Raw genomic sequence first — 18,959 nt, forward strand, 5'->3', positions numbered from 1 at the left:
TTTAGTATTACCTAAAACTACCGTTGCAAATGTAGGGTGTTTGTTAAAACGTTGTTGTATATGTGAAAAATAATAGGGACCGGGAACGCTGCAACCGTTCCCGGTCCCTATTATTTGGGGGTACTATAAATTGTTATCCGGTTGATTACATTTGTATAATAACCGTTAGCATATAAGCTACGCAGTTTTAATCCGGGAATGCAACACTTTTATTCATTGGTGGAACATCGACTGCTGGTATGTTTTACAACCGGCTCCGAAAATGAACAATTGTCAACGTTATGAAATTATCTCTATTATTCTTATGTCTCAGTCTTTCCCTGAGTTTAGCAGCGCAACGTTCGTCTAATGATTTAAATGGTACATGGACTTTTGCCATAGATCCGCTTAAGGTGGGTGAAACAAATCAATGGTTTGATATTTCTTTCCCTGCTGATAAATTCGACAAAGTAAACGTGCCTCATTGTTTTAGTGTTGATCAGCGATATGCTTTTTATACAGGTACGGCCTGGTACTTTAGGAAATTTAAGGCTACGGCACCCAAAGGGCAACATGTTTGGTTGAAATTTGACGCTGTATTTTACAAAGCGAAAGTATGGCTCAATGGTAAACGCGTTGCGCAGCATGAAGGAGGATATACACCTTTTGAAACGGATGTTACATCATTTTTGCAGCAAGATAATATCCTCGCGGTACAGGTAAATAACGAATGGGATACGACCACTCTTCCTGGTGCTAAAACAAGTGTGCTATATGAGCCCGCCAATGCATCGCAGGTATATCCCTGGATCAACTATGGTGGTATTACCCGTCCGGTACAATTGCTCACCATGCCGGCTGTTGATATCAGCAACGCAAAAATTACGACCAATCCGGATCTGGAGAAGGGATCCGCTGTGGTACAAATCAACGCATTCATAAGAAACAGTACTGCTGAAGAAGTAATAACACCCGTAGATGCGGTTGTTTACCAGGAAAAGAATATTCTGCAGCGTCTCCGCTTCAAACAACAGCCGGTGACAATCAAACCAGGTGAAACAAAATTAGTGATGTTATCGGCCACCTTGCCGGCTAAGCAGGTGAAATTATGGAGCCAGGATGCACCGGAATTATATCGCGCAGAGATTTCCTGTGGTATGGATACTTTCACTACCCGATTTGGCATACGTAAGGTGGAGGTACGTGGTACCAGCCTGTTATTAAATGGTATCCCCATTAAGATGGCTGGGGGGAACCGTCCGCTGGATTATCCCGGAGTTGGTTCTATGGATCCGATGACCGTGCTGGAGAAAGATATGTTGCTGATGAAGCGTGGTAGTATGGAGCTCTCACGTATCAGTCATTACCCCGTTTCGGCAGACTTACTCAACAAAGCAGATGAACTGGGGTTACTGATTATCGCAGAAGCAGGTAACTGGCAAATGACGCCGAAGCAAATGAGCGATAGCATGATGCGACACAAATATAGGTCGCAGATGCAGGAAATGATAGCACACGACTGGAATCATCCTTCCGTAATCGCCTATAGCCTCGGCAATGAATTCCAGGCACAAAAGGAAGAAGGCAAGGCATGGGTGCGGGACATGCGGACGTTCGTCCGCAACATCGATTCCACGCGCCTGATCACTTTCGCCAGCAACACGGTCCAAAGCAGCCTGTTAAAAAAGCCGGAAGAGGAAGCGTCTCAGTATGTAGATTTCATCAGTACAAATATTTATGGTAATCACTTAAAAGCTTTACAGCATATTCACGAATTGTACCCTGAGAAACCCGTTTACATCAGCGAGTTTGGCTGGAGGACAGATCAGGTAGCATCAGAAGAAAATCGAATTGTTCTCTTTAAAAAAGCAATGGCTGATATCAGGCAATGCAGTTATATTATCGGTGCTTCTGTATGGACCTTCAATGATTATTTAAGCCGTTTCCCCGGTAGTGCGGCTGATGGTAGCCGGCCATGGGGACTGGTTACATTGGATAGGAAAGAACGTGGCCTGTATAAGGTCTGGCAGGAGGAAATGTCGCCTGCCGTATTGGCTATTACCGGGAAACAAGGAAATACCATAACAATAAGACTTACCGTACGTAAAGATTTTCCAGGCTATCCACTGAATGCATATAACCTGTTGTGTAATGGAGAAAATTTACCGGTGAAATATTTAAAGCCAGGAGAGTTTCAGGAGTGGACTATTGATTTAAAAGAAGGAAAAGCCATCACCGCATTGATGAAGCCGGGAGGATATACCATTTTAGAGAAAATACTGGAATAACGTGTCAACCAAATAAGGACACGGCTTTGACAACCGGTGTCCTAACATTACTTATCATATAATTTATTTTAAGCTATGCACAAAGGGACATTTACCCTTGCGGCCTTGCTATGCCTGCAGGTGAGCTACGCGCAACAGTCTTTGTCGCCATCCGGCCCGTCGGTTAAGCGAACTACGTATTACGTAGACAATACCACCGGGAATGATGCCAATGATGGTAAAAGCATGGAACGGCCCTGGCTAGGGATAGAAAAGGTGAATGCAGCGGTCTTCAAACCAGGTGATAGCATCTTGTTTAAATCTGGTGGCATATGGACGGGTACACTGAAACCGCAGGGATCCGGTTTACCCGGACATCCGATTGTAATTGGCAGCTACGGCAAAAGTACTGCCCGGCCTATCATTAATGGCAACGGGGCCTTGCTGGTAGTGCATCTGCAGAATGTACAATATGTTGAACTGACCAACTTCGAAATTACCAATCCGGTAAACCCAAATACATTGAAGAGAGGCATTGAGGTGGAAAATGTGGATCAGGGTAAACTGACACATATTGTATTACGTAATAATTTTGTGCACGACATCGCAGGCGATAATTCCAAAGGGAAGAATGGAAGTGCAGGGATATTGGTTGTAGCCCGGAGGAAAGCCGGCATGGTGCCTTCCTGGTATGATTCTGTGCTGGTAGAAGGTAATATTGTGAAAAATGTGAACCGGACAGGTATTGGCACAAATTCCGAGTGGTATTGCAGGGCAAGTGTTAATTGTAAAGGCGTGCAGCCWTATCGTCCGCATACCAATGTGGTGATCCGAAATAATTATGTGGAGAATGCCGGTGGAGATGGTATTGTGGCCAGTGTGAGCACAGGTACGCTTGTTGAATACAATATGTTGAACGGCGCAAATACTAATTCCGGACAATTCAACGCCGGTATCTGGAGTTGGGACGGCGACAACAATCTGTTCCAGTTCAACGAAGCTTATAATGTAAAAACAACAAAGGATGGAGAGGGCTTCGACATCGATTTTGGACAGGACAGCACCATCTTTCAATATAACTATAGCCACGATAATGAAGGTGGATTTATGGTAGTTTGTGCACCAGGCCCCCACCTGAATACCAATGGCATTATCAGGTACAATATCAGTCAGAATGATAGAGAGCGTATCATCCACTTAACGGGTGCCGTTAGCGGAGTGCTGATTCACAATAATACCTTTTACCTGCCGGAAGGAGAAACTACCACACCTGTATGGATGGGCAAGTGGAACAATTATCCGGTAAGTGCTTCTTTCTACAACAATATATTTTATCTCAAATCTGCCAGGCCATGGAAAACCTGGGATTCGCTTCGTACCAGCGTGTTTGAGTACAACATTATTTACGGCGCGCATACCGCGGGGGAACCAAAAGGTAAAGGTAATCTGACCATTGATCCGCAATTGATGGCTCCGGGTATGGCTACCTCCGGGAGTTTGGTGAATGGCATCATTCATTTTGGCAACGTAGAAGGATATAAACTGAAAAAGACTTCGCCGGCACTCCGGAAAGGAAAAGTGATATCCAATAATGGTTCCCGGGACTATTGGGGGAATCCGGTTTCGGCCACGGAAATCCCCAATATTGGTGCATACAATGGAAAGGGTGAACGATAAACTTTGTAGCGATGATGTTTAAGTTCCTGATTATCCTATGTCAAGTTCCGTTTTTGACGGCGGCTGCTTTCGGGCAGTTGCCGATCAACAACGGCAACGATACGGTGGTGGTCATTGGAAACAATGCCATTAAAAAAGGTGAGTTTATGCGCCGCATGCAATGGGAAAGGGCTGCCTGTTTCAATTATTTCCTGGAAACATATGGTGTGAATCATGTAGACAGCAATTACTGGCATCATGATTTTGGTGGTGTTACACCTTTGCGATGGCTGAAAAAAAGCGTGTTGGATAAGTTGCGTGAAGAGCAGGCGGAATTAGTAGTAATGAAGGAGTTGGGTGTTTTGAGTGGATTTAGTGAGACAGTTTTTGAAGCGGCATTTGAGAAGGAGAATAAAATACGCAAAGAAAAAATTGACAGGAAGGAAGTTATTTACGGCGTACAGGCTTTTGATGAAGCCACCTTTCATGCATACTTGTTCAGCAATGCACGTTTGGAAGCACAACGACAAATATTGAAACAACATCCGCCGGATGAAGCCTTATTAAAGGCTGTTTATAGGGATCAAAAGGAGCGGGAATACAAATATCCTCCCACCATTACCGTTACTGCCTGTACCATTTCACCATCGTTCATACACGATGACCAGTATTCGCAATTAATCGGGTTTTTAAAACAAAATGATATGCGGCAACTGGAAGCCTTGCGTCGAAAACGGCAGGGCGATCTGATCATTGACACGGCCGATTTTTCTTTTAGTCCGGCTACCCGTAAAACAGATGAACTAAGCTTTGGACGGGTGCTACGCGAAGCATTATTATTCAGCAAAGCAGGACAACTTAGCTCCTTGTTTACAGATGAAAATGGAGATACCATATTCCTGATATGCCGGCAGTTAAAACAGCATGGTTACTACGCTTATGATGCCGTTCGTACGATTATAAGCACCCGCTTTGCCGGCCAATATTTTGATCGTATGGTGACTGATCATAGGAAGAGGATGAAGGTGGATGTGAATGAAGCTGTGTGGAATGAATTACAGGAGATGTAAATAGGAAATACGGGGAACGTTCCCGGTCACAAAATTTCGGTAAATGGTGAATCAGTAAGGACTTGCATTAGTTTCGAATAACCAATACCACGTTTGAAGAGGAAGCACGTTTTGAATAATATTTAAGTTATCCACGCTTTATGAAAAATAGTCAGTATCCGGATTAAAGGGGGGACCAGACTGTCGACCAAAAAAATTGTATTGCTGCTAGGTATCATCGCCACAAAAGCATGGGCCATTGTGATGGTAGTTGGTGGTTGCATTATAACAGGTGCAGCGCTGATCGGATGGACCACGATGAGAAGGGATAAAAATACAGCTCCGAAAGGCATACAAGATAATGTTCAGATAAAGGAAACGGTATGATGAGAAAAATTTACCCGCTGATAGTATTGCTATGTTGTCATTTGTCATTGTTGATGGCGCAGCAACAAAGCCGGAAGCAGGAGAACTTACAGTTGATCAGCCAACGCCCTGCAACGGCCTGGCTGGAGGCTTTCCCTTTGGGCAACGGTTCACTTGGCGCCATGATTTTTGGAGGCACTGACACTGATCGTATTCAGTTTAATGAGAGCTCACTTTGTACAGGTACTACAGATTCAATAGGGTCTTATCAGCCATTCGGAAATATTTATCTCCGCTGGGGCCATAGGGATACGAGTAATTATCAGCGAAAACTACTACTCAACAACGGTATACAGGAAATCAGGTATGATAACGAAGGCATAAATTATAGCAGACAGTATTTTGTAAGTTATCCGGATCAGGCTTTTATTATGCATGCCAATGCGAGTCGCCCGGGGAAAATAAATGTAGAAATAATGCTGCGCGATGTAAGGTCTCCTGAAATACAGGTGAACGGAGCGCGGATAACTTTTGCAGGTAGCTTGAGGAATGGTATGAAGTATGAAGCCATCGTGCAGGTAGTACACGCAGGTGGACAAATACAACGTACCGATTCTTCCCTGATCATTCAACAGGCAGATGACCTAACCTTGCAGTTGGTGGCCGGTACTAGTTTTAAGCCTTTCTCTGGTTATCATTATCTGGGTGATGCACCTCATGCCAGGCTTTCCGCACAGTTGGATAAGTTGCTGAAAAAACCATTTAAGCAACTTCAATCAACACATTACCAGGATTTTTCTTCTCTTTTTAACCGGGTAACATTACATCTGGGTAACGATCTTTCAAATCCGGTAACAGAGCGACTTTCGGCCTATAGTGCAGGGAAATCGGATCTGGGGCTGGAAGCTTTGTTGTTCCAGTATGGCCGGTACCTGCTGATTAGTTCTTCCCGTAAAGGTGGACTGCCAGCCAACCTGCAGGGAATCTGGAATGATGAGCTGAAGCCTGCATGGTATTCCCAATATACCACCAACATCAATATCCAGATGAATTACTGGTTGGCAGAACCTACCAATTTGTCTGAATGCCATTTTCCTTATTTCAACTGGGTAGAAAATCTTGCAGCAGTAAATAAACAGAGCAGTGATAGTGCATTAAAAGTACCGGTAGGCTGGCTGGGCTATAATTCGGATAACATTATGGGCGGCCCAAGTAAATGGCGTTTGCATCGCCCGGGAAGTGCCTGGCTGGTGCAGCATTTCTGGGAGCATTATGCATATATCCGCGATACTGTTTTTCTGCGTCAGAGAGCTTTTCCGCTGTTAAAAGAACTTGTTCAGTATTGGGAAGGGCACCTGATCAAACGTGCGGATGGGAAACTGATTACCCCTGATGGCTGGTCACCGGAACATGGGCCGGGCAAGAACGAAGGCGATAAGCGCCCCTATCCGGGCGCCAGTTACGACCAACAGATAGTGTACGACCTGTTTAGCAATTACCTCGCTGCGGCCGCTGTTCTTAAGACAGATGAGGTAATGCGGGAGAAGGTGGCCATGCTTCGGGGGAAATTATTAGGTCCACAGGTGGGCCGCTGGGGCCAACTGCAGGAATGGATGGAAGATGTGGACGACTCGACGGATCATCATCGCCATAGCTCTCACCTTTTTGCGGTGTATCCCGGACACTGGATCACACCATTAGAAACACCAGCATGGGCGCGGGCAGCAGAGCAGTCATTGTTGGCGCGGGGCATGGAAAGTACCGGATGGAGCACCGCATGGCGCATCAATATTTGGGCAAGACTAGGAAAAGGAAACCATGCACACGAACAAATGCAACGGCTTATCCGGCCTGCAGTGGCGGCAGGCAGCGGAGAAAAAAGCGGGTTATATCCCAATCTTTTTGATGCGCATCCGCCTTTCCAGATCGATGGCAATTTGGGTTACACCGCTGGCGTAGCAGAGATGTTGCTGCAGAGTGTTGACGGGGAAATTTACTTGTTGCCCGCCTTACCGGATGCATGGCCGGAAGGATATGTAAAAGGGCTGAAAGCCAGGGGAAATGTAACGGTGGATATTTACTGGAGCGACCGCCGGTTGGAAAAGGCCGTACTCAATGCCTCCCATACCGGTATTTACCATGTGCGGTATGGTCGTATCATCCGGGAATTTTTATTAGAAGGAGGAAAACCTCAGGTGATCAATCTTTAAATGATATTTTAAATCAGTTAGCATGATGCGATTAAAAAGGCATTTATTTTTTTGGGGCAATATGCCCGATGCCATGAAAATTGTTTATTGAAATCATTCCGGAAATTAAAGAAAGTGAGTAAAATATATACTGTAATAGGAATCATTTGTATTGTACTATTGCAGACTGCGATAGCACAATACAATGCCTTGAAAAGGGTACTTGTTAATCAGGCCGGGTATAACAAGGGTGAGTCCAAGCGCTACCGGTGTGTTTCGCACTATGACCCTACTACCGTACGCTCAAAAATATATGGCAGGATATGGATACTGGGGTTTTAGGAAAACAGCAGTATTGAAAATACAATGAACAATGTAGGCATAACGACAGGAAATTCCCGTATGAAACTTTGCAACGCGCGCGCATAGTCTGTTTCACTTTGTAGTTTTTTTATTGACTGCCAGTCATCACTGGCATGCAGGCGTAGCCTTGCCCTTACTCTTTGAATGATCAGGGTATTCAATACCTGTATCTGACAGGTGTTTTTATAAAACATTCGTTGTCTGGAAACCATGTAGAAGCTGGATAAAGTTTTCTACTTATTCTTTTATAACAATTAAAAAAAATGTTATGCAACATGGTTTATCGGTCGTGTCATCACGATCAGCTATAAATGGATTTTATATCCTCTTATTGCTCTTATTTTTTGCAGGCAGTGGGTTGTTTGCCCAGGTCCCGGCGGGGTATGCACTGGCATTTGAGGATAATTTTAACAACAACAAACTGGATACAACGCTATGGTATTGCCGAGCATTTTCCAAACTGGCAAGTGGATGGAATCTTTCCGAAAATGTGAGTGTGAAAACCGTGAATGATACCGGATATCTTAGCATAAAATTCCGGAAAGATACTGATGTGAATAGTGATGGTCAGAATGATTTTACCGGCGGCGGAGTTATTTCCAAAAAAACGTTTGGGTACGGGTATTATGAAGCGCGCATTAAATTCTATAAGGATACAAGAGGCTTACATGAGTCATTCTGGACACATGGATTAGGGAAAAGTTTTACCTACAGTTCAGGTGATGATGGCTATGCAGAGGCAGCAAAGAAGGATCTCGAACCTACGGAGAATACCAGTACAGAAATTGATTGTATTGAGCTGGATTCCAAGGCCAATTTCGGGTTTACAAATTTCTTTTTCAACATACGTCCCTGTAACTGCACGACCGATTTTGGCTCCAAGCCCCATCGAAACTATACCAATAGTGATTTGAATCTGGGTAATTGGGTAACGTTAGGATTTGAGTGGTTGCCGGGTATGGTAGTATATTATCTGGACGGTGTAGAGAAGCAAAGATTTACCTATACTACTCCTGCATTCGCGCCAACTTCAGTTTGGCTGACAGCCCTGGCGGGATACGGCAGCGACCTTTCCACACCTCCTGTGCCGGGTGCAGAGATGAAAGTCGATTATTTCAGGTATTACAACAAGCCTACCTGGGGAAACCTGGTAGGTAATTATAGCTTTGAGTATAACAAAACGAACAGCGAAACCGTCAATAACTGGATTGTAAACGATACCGTTTATAATAACGAAAATACGGACGGTGCACGTGTGGTATACGATGGTACTGCGCAGGAGGGCGCCGGCTACCTCATGCAGGATTTCAAAGCAAATGGCAGCGCCCTCACGGTGAAACAGAACCTGAATTACCTACCCAATGGTTATTATAAATTCACCGCCTGGGTGAAAAGATCATCTGCAGCCGGCAATGCCAACATGCGGGTATTAAACTATGGAAGCGCCAGGTCAATTGCACTCCCGGTAACCAATACCTGGACACAAGTCACTTTGAATGATATTCATGTAACTACCAATAAATTAACACTGGCTTTCACCACGCAAAACGGTACCGGTGGGCAATTTATTAAAGTGGACAGGGTGGAATTACGGGACACCGGTTTCGGTCCCCCAGCTACTTCTTCACTGATCATCGACAATGGAGATCCGGGGTACACAGAATCAGGACTCTGGGATAATAGTAGCCTTACAGGGTATAATAATACGAATACACGTTATAGCACTTCACCTGGCGGCTATGCCAAATGGACACCTGATATTCCCGCTACCGGCATGTATGATGCATATATTTACCGGATTGTTAACCCAGCTTCGGATGGTAATTCCACGTTGACCGTAAACTATGCCGGAGGCACTGCTACTTTGTTCATCAATGATACGTTGACCGTAAGCAGCCAGTCTGGCTGGGTGTACATTGGGTGTTATCCCTTCAATGAAGGTACTACCGGTTATGTACAAAAAACAAAAAGCACCAGTGGCGCCTTCGTCAGAGCCGATGCAGTAGCTTTCACCAAACCCGGCTCCCCATTATCTGCTTTGCATCCGCCTGAAATGCTTCGTACTGCTTATGCGGTGTCGGCTCCCGTTACCGCATCCGACGAAAAGATCACCAGCATGATCTATCCTAACCCGGTATCCAATGAATGCAACGTTGTTACGCAATCAAAAAAGGGCGGCCTCAAAATAATTACCATCGCAGATCTGCAGGGAAGAATGGTATGGTCTGAAAGAAGACAGGTGTCCGCAGGATATAATAAAAGGGTCCTTGACATGAGTCACCTGCCTCCTGGGATATACATTTTGAATGTAACAAATGATGGAAAAACGAAAGTGCAAAAAATCGTAAAACTGGATAAGCAGTAATCACTATTCAGGATATTTCCGGATCTCTTTGGAATCCGGAAATATCCTGAATAGTTACTACAGCAAAATTACACGTCATGTTAAGTGAATAAAAATCAACAGAATGAAATACTTACATCAATTAATTTTTTTGTGGTGCCTCGGAGTTACACTCCTGCCAGGCAGCAGCAAGGCACAGGTACCCACCGTTGTCATTTCAGGTAAAGTAGTGGCCGAAGACGGCACTACTTTACCTGGCGTTACCGTGCAGCCTAAGAGTGGATCCGGCGCCACTATTACCAATGGTAGCTGGGCGCGCCATATACAGAAATAGCAATGGCGAGTTATATGATTTTAATTGTAGTAGCTGCATTAGCCTGGTTGTTATCCGGGGGAAAGGGGATTTGAATATTCAGGCCAGTATACTCACTCCGTTTGACATGTGAATAGGATAAAGAGTAGGACTGAATCCAAATTGTTGGAGGTAGGCAGTTCCAAGCTGTTCAATAAATTTAAAGGCAGCCGGCTTTTTTACAAGGCAAAGAACACTACCTCCAAAGCCCTCTCCGATCATTTTAGCACCGAGGGCGGAGGTTTGTTGTTGTGTCCAGTCAACCACGAAATCAAGTTCCGGACAGCTGATCTGATATGCTTCGCGCAGGGCATGATGGGTAGCATAAATACCAGCTCCAAAGCGGGTGATGTGTTTTTTATCGAGAAGCGTGGCTGACTTATCGGCCCTTGCAATTTCTTCTACGATATACTGACTTCTCCTGAAAACTGCGGGTCGCATCAGTGCTTTCGTTGCAAGCAACATACTGTTATCCACTTCACGGAAAGAACTAACAAAGGGATATTTTTCAGCGATGCATTCCAGTGCTTCCCGGCCTTCCCTTATGCGTGTATGAGATTCTGAGTGCTCTGGGCCATATTGAACACCGGTGTCACATAGTATCATTGCATACTTTTCGGTGGCAAATGGTAAGTATTCAAATTCCATTGATTGTGAATCTAACTTAATGAAACCCCCTCTCTTTCCCAGCATGACTGCGTATTTATTCATGATGCCGGTCTGCATTGCTGACTGGGTATAGTTCACCGTGTGTGCAAGACGGATCAACTCTGATTTTGTCAGTCCAAAGTTAAACAGGTTATTAATGGCAAAGAACAAACCGCATTGCAGTGTACTACCGGACGACAGTCCGGCCCTTAAAGGAATATTACCTCCAAATACCATACAGAAAGGGCCGACCGGGAAGTTAGCCTTTTGAAAGGTTTCAATAATACTAATCACCCAGGAGCACCAACTATTGGAAGCGCTTTGCAAATTTTCAAAAGGAAATTCAATCCGTTCGTCTGTCAGCAATGAGTGAATATGGCAATTGTTGTCCGGACTCTCTGATAAACAGAAATATATTTCCTTATCAATGGAAGCCGAGAGTAGGATGCCATCATGGTAATCGGTGTGGTCGCCACAGACGGTAATCGTTCCTGGCGCCCTAACAGTGATGGAGGGCGGTTCGGCAAATAAACGTTTAAAAGTATTTGCTACTGTTGATTCATTGCAGAAGCCCACATCAGGGAGTGCGTGATGTTTTTTTATATTTCTCGGAATTTCTTTCCGTGTGGAATCGCGTATGATCAGTTCTACCTGAACAAAATGTTGCTGTATGGCAGGCGGCTCCTGCGCCAGGATATCTTTTATCAATGTGGTCACCGCTAATTCTCCTGCTTTGGTGGGGTTTTGTTCTACCGTTGTAAGAGAAGGTATCACGTATTTCGACATAGTTTCATTGCCAAATCCGGCAATGGCAATTTCATCTGGTACCATGATTTTCCTGAATTCAAGTTGCTTCAGTATTTCAAGTGCGCCTCTGTCATGAACGGTAAATATAGCATCCGGTCTTTTTTCCATTGCCAGCATATTATCCAGGATGGTGAGTGTGGTTTTGCGGTCGAAATTTCCGTAGTATATGCTGTCCGGAGGAATGCTCACTCCCACGCTTGCAGCGCCTGCCTGGCAACCTTCAATCCGTAAGTTACTCATTTTCAGATGTGCCGGACCGCCGATAATGGCGATTCGGCGGCAGCCTACCTGGGCCAGGTGTTGGCCAATGGCAAAGCCGCCGGCAAAATGATCATTCTCCACCCGATGTATATCGAAACTGTTTTGCGATCTGTCGATCAGTATAAGTGGAATACCTTTGCTGATTACTTTTTCAATATGATCAAATGTTTGGGTTTCTTTGGAGTGTACCATCAGAACGCCATCTACCTGCAAACAGAGAATGGATTGCAGCATCGCTGTTTCTACAGTGAATAAATCTTTAGACTGGCATATCACTACATGAAAATCGTATTGGATGGCAACCTGCTGAATACTGCTGATGAGGCTCGCGTAATATGGTCTTTCGATATCCGGTATAATGACACCAATGATACTGGTTTGCTTTTTTTTAAGTCCCTGAGCGATAAGATTAGGTTGATATCCTGCCGCTTCCGCAAATGCAAGCACTTTATCCCGCGTTAAGGAATTAGTTTGGTGATGCCCTTGCAAGGCCCGTGAAACGGTGGATTTGGAAATACCCAGTTGACGGGCAATATCTAATATTGTTAAATGTTTTTTTTTCATAACGGCAATCACATTGTCGGACCTTAGTTAATAATTATATCAACAGAGGTTTAAATGCGGTATAGAAGATGTGGTTCAGGGATAAATTCGGTCACTATGTTATTTGCTGCGTAAAATGTCCACTATCCCATAAAGTTAGTCACTTGTTGGAGCATCGCTTTTTCTAATAAAGACTTTCTTTTGTATGAATCCGACCAATTTTGAGGAACAATAGAGTGTAAATCGATTGCAGGATTTTCTGTTGGTGGTGGTGCATTTGCGGGATTAGTCACCTGCTTTTTTTCGTGGTAATGTTGTAAATCGATTGCAGTTTTTCTTCTGACAGCAACATAGATGCGATCAGTCAATAGTACTGACTTCTTTTTCTATATTCGCCCGGAGTAAGCTGGGTTATTTTTTTAAACACCCTGGAAAAATGAGATATATTATCAAATCCAATTTCGGACGCTATTTCAGCGTAGGGTAAATTGGTAGTAGATATAAGGTATTGTGCTCTTTCAATACGCCTTGTCTGTATATAGGTCAGTGGTCTTTCTCCTGTGTGCTGGAGAAACTGTCTGGAAAAATAGTCAACATGCTGATTGGCTCTTTGTGCAAGAAATGTAATCGTGAGCGACGCACCTAAATTCATTTGGATGTAGGAGATGGCATCTATTACCTTCTGAGGAATGGGCGCGATATTTTTATCCGGATATTCAGGGTCGGTCATGAACCGCGATAACAATTGCAGCAGTATGCCCTGCGTTTCATAGTACGTTGGTGATGTTTGGTGGGTATTCATTTCCAGGTATTCCCGATAGTAATAATTCTTCTCATACACCTTTGGATTGTCTGAACGATTGATACCTCTGCCTGGATTGAGTGTCAGCATCTTTTTAAAAAGGATTATATCCATGTCCGTAGCAGCGCGCTTCATCAGAGTGCGGTTGTGGCGGAACAGTGAATTCCCATCTGGTGATTCTTCAAAAAACTGAATAAAATATTGGCTCAGGTATTCAGCGCAATACAGATTGCAAGGTGTGAAACTGGGTACAATATAAATGTAGCCGGGTTCAAGGATCAACCGGGTATGTTCATTAGATAAAAGTCCATCTCCTTCATCAATATAATATAGACGGTAGTAAGGGCTGATGATATTTTTATAATTCCATCGCCTGTTAAGCTGAATGTGATCTACATTCAGCAGAGAAAATACGTGCCTCCGCGATCTAAAATCCATAATTGCTTTAAAGATAATAAATCTGGAGTAAGGGGATGGATACTATTACTGGATGGGATATTGATCATGAAATGATTTTGGGCTATTATTGTGGAAGATTTAAACAACTATCGCGGTAGTGTTGGTAACTGCTTTTCTGTATAGCAGTTATTTTAACGCTATCCTTATTTCAATTTCCGGCTTTCAGTTTGTTTATTTTTCTATTGTGCGAAATTGTTCTGCAACCGATCCCGGTGGATAATCATTAAAAAATAAATGCCGGGTTGGCACAGCTTAAATATTAATATAGTTTCGCATTGAATGCAATTCATTTCACCACCTGCATGTATTTTTTTAAACATATCCTATGAAGAGAAGCAAGATTTTTCATTCCGACACATCAGCAAAGGTGGCACTTGTTGTATGCGTTTTCGCCTTTATCGCATTGTTATTAGCTTGTTCAAAGTCCTCTGGATCGCAGGAAGCGACTGGCATTCCTGAGCCTGCACCAGAACCAGAAGGCATCATTGTTAACGTAGATTTTGATGCGGCGAATCCCGGCATTGCTATCCCTGAAAGATTTACTGGTTTTAGTTTTTCCGCAGAAGGCCTTGCCAACGGGGATTATTTGAACCCTGTGAACCGCGGGTTCGTGAACCTGCTAAAAGCACTGGGTCCCGGTGTGATTCGTACCGGCGGCTATGTAGTGGATGGCATTCGCTGGATAGGCCCTGCCGGCAAACCAGTACCGGGTACGCTGTCTATGAATGGCTGGCAGTTAGATAACCTGTTCAATTTCGCACGTGCCTGCGGGTACAAAGTGCTGCTGGGAATGAACCTGGGGAATGGCTTGCCGCAGGAGTCTGCATCCGAAGCCAAATATGTTTGCGATAAGCATAGGGATGCACTGCTGGGTTTTGAAATTGGCAACGAGCCTAATGGCTTTAATCACAACGGTCTTCGCCCCTCTAATTACCAATACCCGCAGTTCCTGGTGGAATACAATGCACACAGGGATAAGATCCTGGAATTGGTACCTGACGCTCCACTTACAGGGCCGGGAGTTTCCACGCCAAATATCACCGCCTGGGTAAATCCTTTTGTCACTGACCAAAGCGGTAAACTGGTATTGCTTTCCAAGCATTATTACAAACTTGGGCCAGCAGAAGACCCAACTGTAACAATTGAGGCCCTCCTCAAAAACAATACGGCAGTATTGGGCCAGGCGGATGCGATGACGGTGAATGCCGGTAAAATGAACATATCCTGGCGTTTTTCAGAAATTAATTCCGTATACGGCGGTGGGAAAGTAGGGGTAAGCAATACCTTTGGTTCCGCCCTTTGGGCCCTGGACATGATGTTCGAACTCGCTAAAAAAGGATGCGGCGGCGTTAACTTTCATACAGGGGGCGCAAGCTATACGCCTATCACACGTAGTAAGGATCTTTTTAGCGGGCGTCCGCTATACTATGGGATGCTGGCATTCGCACAGGGTTCCAAAGGCCGCCTGCTGCCATCCGCCCTTAAAGCCGATAGTATTATTAATCTTACCTGCCACGCCGTACTGCAGCCGGATAACGCCATAGTAGTGACGGTCATCAATAAAGATCTGAATAAGGCAGGATTTGTGACCATCAGCACACATACGGCCTTCAGTAAGGCAACACTGCTACGACTCACAGCACCTTCACCTGATAACGTATCGAATGTTACCCTGGGTGGCAGCGCAGTGAAGAACGACGGCACCTGGGAGCCTAAGGAAATAGAAGAAGCCTATGTATCGAAAAATCTCTGTAAGCTGAAAGTGCCGGCATACAGCGCCGTCATCCTGACGTTGAAGTAAACCAGGAAGCCAAGGCATTACTACCATCCGCAGGTTGATAAATTTCATCTTTATATTTACTTTGAAGTCATCGCAAAATCTTGCGATGACTTCAAAGTAAAATACTTTATTGCAATAACTGCTTCCGGGTGATGGCATAGCTTTTACAATCTCATTTATCAACTATGCTACTAATATCCGGTATTCTGCACCAGGACAGATTCCAAAGAAATTGTTGCAGCTGCCGCCTTAAGATTGGGTGATGTAGCTGTAATTACGATTTCCCTGCTGCCACCTTCTTTACTTTGGATAATAACCTGGGCAAGTCCGTTAAATACACTTTGTTTGTTACCTTTTTCAGGCTCGTGCGAGTTAGGATTTCTATTTCCCAGGCCAATGATCACAGCATTATCGGCGCAGCCTGTTTTTTGGGTAGCCGGCAAACGCAATTTCATCTGGTACATTGATCTTTCTGAATTCAAGTTGCTTTAGTATTTCAAGTGGGCCTCTGTCCTGAACGGTCAGTATAGCATCCGGCAGGAAAATCTTATAGTATTGGAACCCGGCTTTGTATAACGCCCAACCCTGTTGGTATAGTAATCAAATTACCAATTGCGATAACTGCTACTTTAGCCCATAATCAATGAATATCCCGGTTTCAGCAGTGGTAAAATCGGATCAGTAAATAGATTATATGGGCAAAAAAATTATTCTATTATTTATATCCGGTATCTGGCTAAAAGTTAGTGCCCAGGAAAACTGGACACTGAAACAATGTATCGATTACGGGCAGAAGAACAACCGTAACAACATTATTTATGCCAACGAAAAGCGTGCAGCGGATGCAAAAGCAAAAGAGGCATTGGCCGACTATCTTCCGCGTGTTAGTCTTACTGCAACGCTCGACGACAACCTGAAGTTGCAGCAAACAGTGATTCCTGCAGGGGCTTTTGGTCCAGACGATGTTAAGATATCGATGAGCAAGCAGTTTAGCTCAAACGCCAGTGCACAACTGGATCAGGTGATTTATGACGGGGCCCTGCTCAAAGGGCTGAAGGCTAATAAATATAATCTCCGGCAGGCGGACCTTAACATGCAACAGAGCCGGGAAGCGATTATATATAATATCAGCACTGCCTATTTCCAGATCTTTGTGTACCATCAACAACTGGAGTTGTTGCAGTTCAATAAAGGCACCTATGAAAAGCAGATGGAGATATACCGTTTGCAGGTAAGTAAAGGCACGGCATTGCAAAAGGATCTGGATAAGGTCAATGTAGATTATAATAATACCATTTCACAGATACGCGTTGCCCGGAGCAATCTGCAACTGGCGGAAAACGAACTGAAATATGAAATGGGGTACCCAATCAATGATGCGCTTTCGGTGGACGCATCAAGGGACGCAAGCATTCCTGTTTCCAATGGAGATAGTACCCGAACTTTTTCTCCAACATCGCGGGTGGATTACCAGCTTTCCGAACTTAACATAAAGACACTGGAAATAGAGCAGTCGCGCATTAAGGCGCAGGCATTGCCCAAACTGAGTGCCTATGCCCGTTATGGTGCGGTTGGATTTGGCGATAACCTGAAGCAATCCTACGGGGAACTTTTACCTTTTTCTACAGTAGGACTGAAGTTGAACGTTCCCATACTCGATTTCTACAAGCGTAATGCCCAGTATAAACAAGCGAACATTAACCGGGTGAATGCAGAGGAGAAATTAAAACTCTCCGAAGGGCAGTACAGGGTGGAGTACGATAACGCCTATACGAAGTTGCAGCAGTCAACCGCAAATGTAGAAAACGACCGGCGTAACATCACACTGGCGGAGTCAGTGTTCAAGGTGACTGATCTCCAGTTCCAAAAGGGAACTACAGACCTGACTGACTGGCTGAACACACAGCACTCGCTTAGAGAAACGCAGAGCAACTATCTCAATTCGCTGTACAATTATTACCTGGCCAGAATCGACGTTGAAAAAGCGGCAGGTACATTGACAACCTTTTATAATTCACTTTAAAAAGCAATGAAAAAGAAATTTATAATAGCCATAGCCTGTGCCGGTATTGTCGGGGTGATCCTGCTCAAACTGGCTTCCAACAAAAAGAAAATCAACGAAAAGAACCAGCCTGTAAAGACAGAGAACATCCTGATACCCGTCACCATTGATACCGCCAGGGAAGTAATTCAGCAGGCAGGTATAATGAAGACGGGTATGCTGGCTCCATTCAGAGAAGCGAAAGTGTTATCGGTAAGCAGCGGGAGTATTCGTCGCCTGTTATTTAGCCTGGGCGATAATGTACGCGAGGGACAAACACTGGCCGTTATAGATACCCGGTTGCTGGAGCTGGACCTGGAGAAATCGGCGTCCAATGTATCTAAACTCCGCCGTGATCTTGAGACCTATACAGAGCTGCAGGCGGGCAACGCCGCAACGCAGGAAAAAGTCAATGAGATTCGCCAGAATTACGTAGACGCGACCAACGAGTCCGAACAATTGAAAAAACAAATAGCAGATGCAGGCATCAAGGCACCCACCAGTGGTGTTATCGGCGCCAAATCTGTCGAGGAAGGCATGTTCATTACGGCAGGTGGCGATATCGCCACCATCGTAAACCTTTCCCGGTTAAAGGTGCAGGTCAACCTCACCGAATCGGAGGTATATCAGGTAACACAAGGACAAAAGATAAAACTTACCACGGATGTTTATCCGGACAGATCATTTTTCGGTACGGTTACTTTTATTAGTCCGCAGGCCAGTCAAACGCATAACTACCAGGTGGAGATTACTGCCGATAATGATAAGGATACGCCATTACGCTCAGGGACTTTCGTTTACGCCGATTTTTCAAAGAGTACAGCCATGAAAATTCTCCTGATACCACGGAGTGCCCTAAACGAAAGTAAACAGGACGCTTCGGTATATGTGGTGAAGGAGGGCAAGGCTGTTTTACGAAAAATTAAGGTCGGTGATGAATACGGTGATAATATCCACGTCATCAGCGGGCTGCAAACCGGAGAGCAGGTGGTCACCTCCGGACAAATCAACCTGAAGGAAGGTACATTTATCAATGTTTCAAAATAAAGATCA

General features: G+C 44.5%; 15 protein-coding genes. 10 read left to right on the top strand and 5 right to left on the bottom strand.

What is annotated here, in order from left to right; all coding sequences use genetic code 11:
- Positions 1-281 precede the first annotated feature (281 nt).
- The 5 genes from AB4Z08_RS11490 (at position 282) to AB4Z08_RS11510 (ending at position 7,527) form a co-directional block, all read left to right on the top strand.
- Positions 282-2,267 carry a glycoside hydrolase family 2 protein gene (locus AB4Z08_RS11490; protein ID WP_441573873.1) on the top strand — a complete coding sequence of 662 codons (1,986 nt, stop codon included), beginning with the start codon at positions 282-284 and terminating at the stop codon, positions 2,265-2,267.
- 75 nt (positions 2,268-2,342) lie between these two features.
- Positions 2,343-3,923 (top strand): right-handed parallel beta-helix repeat-containing protein, encoded by a 1,581-nt coding sequence (locus tag AB4Z08_RS11495; protein ID WP_441573874.1) that lies wholly within the window; start codon positions 2,343-2,345, stop codon positions 3,921-3,923.
- A gap of 11 nt (positions 3,924-3,934) precedes the next feature.
- The gene (locus AB4Z08_RS11500; protein WP_441573875.1) at positions 3,935-4,972 is read left to right on the top strand and encodes a hypothetical protein; all 1,038 of its coding nucleotides are present in this window, start codon (positions 3,935-3,937) and stop codon (positions 4,970-4,972) included.
- A gap of 201 nt (positions 4,973-5,173) precedes the next feature.
- On the top strand, positions 5,174-5,338 hold the full coding sequence (locus AB4Z08_RS11505) for a hypothetical protein (RefSeq protein WP_441573876.1): 165 nt from the start codon (positions 5,174-5,176) through the stop codon (positions 5,336-5,338).
- Complete coding sequence (locus AB4Z08_RS11510) at positions 5,335-7,527, top strand: glycoside hydrolase family 95 protein (RefSeq protein WP_441573877.1); 2,193 nt, start codon at positions 5,335-5,337, stop codon at positions 7,525-7,527. The genes AB4Z08_RS11505 and AB4Z08_RS11510 overlap by 4 nt, the downstream gene beginning before the upstream one ends.
- 317 nt (positions 7,528-7,844) lie before the next feature.
- Here the strand turns inward: AB4Z08_RS11510 and AB4Z08_RS11515 are convergent, their stop codons facing one another.
- Complete coding sequence (locus AB4Z08_RS11515; protein ID WP_441573878.1) at positions 7,845-8,081, bottom strand: hypothetical protein; 237 nt, start codon at positions 8,079-8,081, stop codon at positions 7,845-7,847.
- 56 nt (positions 8,082-8,137) lie between these two features.
- On the opposite strand from AB4Z08_RS11515, the gene AB4Z08_RS11520 reads away from it, so the two are divergent.
- Together AB4Z08_RS11520 and AB4Z08_RS11525 are read left to right on the top strand one after the other, a co-directional pair.
- Positions 8,138-10,234 carry a golvesin C-terminal-like domain-containing protein gene (locus tag AB4Z08_RS11520; RefSeq protein ID WP_441573879.1) on the top strand — a complete coding sequence of 699 codons (2,097 nt, stop codon included), beginning with the start codon at positions 8,138-8,140 and terminating at the stop codon, positions 10,232-10,234.
- A 103-nt stretch (positions 10,235-10,337) separates the two neighbouring features.
- Positions 10,338-10,547: a hypothetical protein gene (locus AB4Z08_RS11525; protein ID WP_441573880.1), complete on the top strand. Its 210-nt coding sequence runs from the start codon at positions 10,338-10,340 to the stop codon at positions 10,545-10,547.
- Between the two features lie 78 nt (positions 10,548-10,625).
- On the opposite strand, the gene AB4Z08_RS11530 is transcribed toward AB4Z08_RS11525, so the two are convergent.
- From AB4Z08_RS11530 to AB4Z08_RS11540, 3 genes are all read right to left on the bottom strand, one after another.
- Positions 10,626-12,845, bottom strand: a complete 2,220-nt coding sequence (locus AB4Z08_RS11530; protein ID WP_441573881.1) for a substrate-binding domain-containing protein — start codon at positions 12,843-12,845, stop codon at positions 10,626-10,628.
- Between the two features lie 122 nt (positions 12,846-12,967).
- Positions 12,968-13,192 carry a hypothetical protein gene (locus AB4Z08_RS11535; protein WP_441573882.1) on the bottom strand — a complete coding sequence of 75 codons (225 nt, stop codon included), beginning with the start codon at positions 13,190-13,192 and terminating at the stop codon, positions 12,968-12,970.
- On the bottom strand, positions 13,189-13,761 hold the full coding sequence (locus AB4Z08_RS11540) for a helix-turn-helix domain-containing protein (RefSeq protein ID WP_441573883.1): 573 nt from the start codon (positions 13,759-13,761) through the stop codon (positions 13,189-13,191). Before AB4Z08_RS11540 ends, AB4Z08_RS11535 begins: the two co-directional genes overlap by 4 nt.
- A 649-nt stretch (positions 13,762-14,410) precedes the next feature.
- Here AB4Z08_RS11540 and AB4Z08_RS11545 point away from each other — a divergent pair.
- Positions 14,411-15,886, top strand: a complete 1,476-nt coding sequence (locus AB4Z08_RS11545) for a hypothetical protein (RefSeq protein ID WP_441573884.1) — start codon at positions 14,411-14,413, stop codon at positions 15,884-15,886.
- A 170-nt stretch (positions 15,887-16,056) separates the two neighbouring features.
- Here AB4Z08_RS11545 and AB4Z08_RS11550 read toward each other — a convergent pair whose 3' ends face one another.
- On the bottom strand, positions 16,057-16,320 hold the full coding sequence (locus AB4Z08_RS11550; RefSeq protein ID WP_441573885.1) for a hypothetical protein: 264 nt from the start codon (positions 16,318-16,320) through the stop codon (positions 16,057-16,059).
- A 239-nt stretch (positions 16,321-16,559) separates the two neighbouring features.
- Between AB4Z08_RS11550 and AB4Z08_RS11555 the strand changes: the two genes are divergently transcribed.
- Positions 16,560-17,888 (top strand): TolC family protein, encoded by a 1,329-nt coding sequence (locus tag AB4Z08_RS11555; protein WP_441573886.1) that lies wholly within the window; start codon positions 16,560-16,562, stop codon positions 17,886-17,888.
- 6 nt (positions 17,889-17,894) lie between these two features.
- Entirely contained in the window at positions 17,895-18,953 is a 1,059-nt protein-coding gene (locus tag AB4Z08_RS11560; RefSeq protein ID WP_441573887.1) for an efflux RND transporter periplasmic adaptor subunit, read from the top strand.
- Positions 18,954-18,959: the final 6 nt, after the last annotated feature.

Origin of the sequence: Chitinophaga sp. RAB17 (genome assembly GCF_052114225.1) — a bacterium.
In the GTDB taxonomy this organism is placed as follows: Bacteria; Bacteroidota; Bacteroidia; order Chitinophagales; family Chitinophagaceae; genus Chitinophaga.

Coding starts and splice junctions, on each gene's coding strand:
- AB4Z08_RS11490 (WP_441573873.1), top strand. CDS start 282: ATGAAATTATCTCTATTATTCTTATGTCTCAGTCTTTCCCTGAGTTTA.
- AB4Z08_RS11500 (WP_441573875.1), top strand. CDS start 3,935: ATGATGTTTAAGTTCCTGATTATCCTATGTCAAGTTCCGTTTTTGACG.
- AB4Z08_RS11510 (WP_441573877.1), top strand. CDS start 5,335: ATGATGAGAAAAATTTACCCGCTGATAGTATTGCTATGTTGTCATTTG.
- AB4Z08_RS11515 (WP_441573878.1), bottom strand. CDS start 8,081: ATGGTTTCCAGACAACGAATGTTTTATAAAAACACCTGTCAGATACAG.
- AB4Z08_RS11520 (WP_441573879.1), top strand. CDS start 8,138: ATGCAACATGGTTTATCGGTCGTGTCATCACGATCAGCTATAAATGGA.
- AB4Z08_RS11525 (WP_441573880.1), top strand. CDS start 10,338: ATGAAATACTTACATCAATTAATTTTTTTGTGGTGCCTCGGAGTTACA.
- AB4Z08_RS11530 (WP_441573881.1), bottom strand. CDS start 12,845: ATGAAAAAAAAACATTTAACAATATTAGATATTGCCCGTCAACTGGGT.
- AB4Z08_RS11540 (WP_441573883.1), bottom strand. CDS start 13,761: ATGAAGCGCGCTGCTACGGACATGGATATAATCCTTTTTAAAAAGATG.
- AB4Z08_RS11545 (WP_441573884.1), top strand. CDS start 14,411: ATGAAGAGAAGCAAGATTTTTCATTCCGACACATCAGCAAAGGTGGCA.
- AB4Z08_RS11550 (WP_441573885.1), bottom strand. CDS start 16,320: ATGAAATTGCGTTTGCCGGCTACCCAAAAAACAGGCTGCGCCGATAAT.
- AB4Z08_RS11555 (WP_441573886.1), top strand. CDS start 16,560: ATGGGCAAAAAAATTATTCTATTATTTATATCCGGTATCTGGCTAAAA.
- AB4Z08_RS11560 (WP_441573887.1), top strand. CDS start 17,895: ATGAAAAAGAAATTTATAATAGCCATAGCCTGTGCCGGTATTGTCGGG.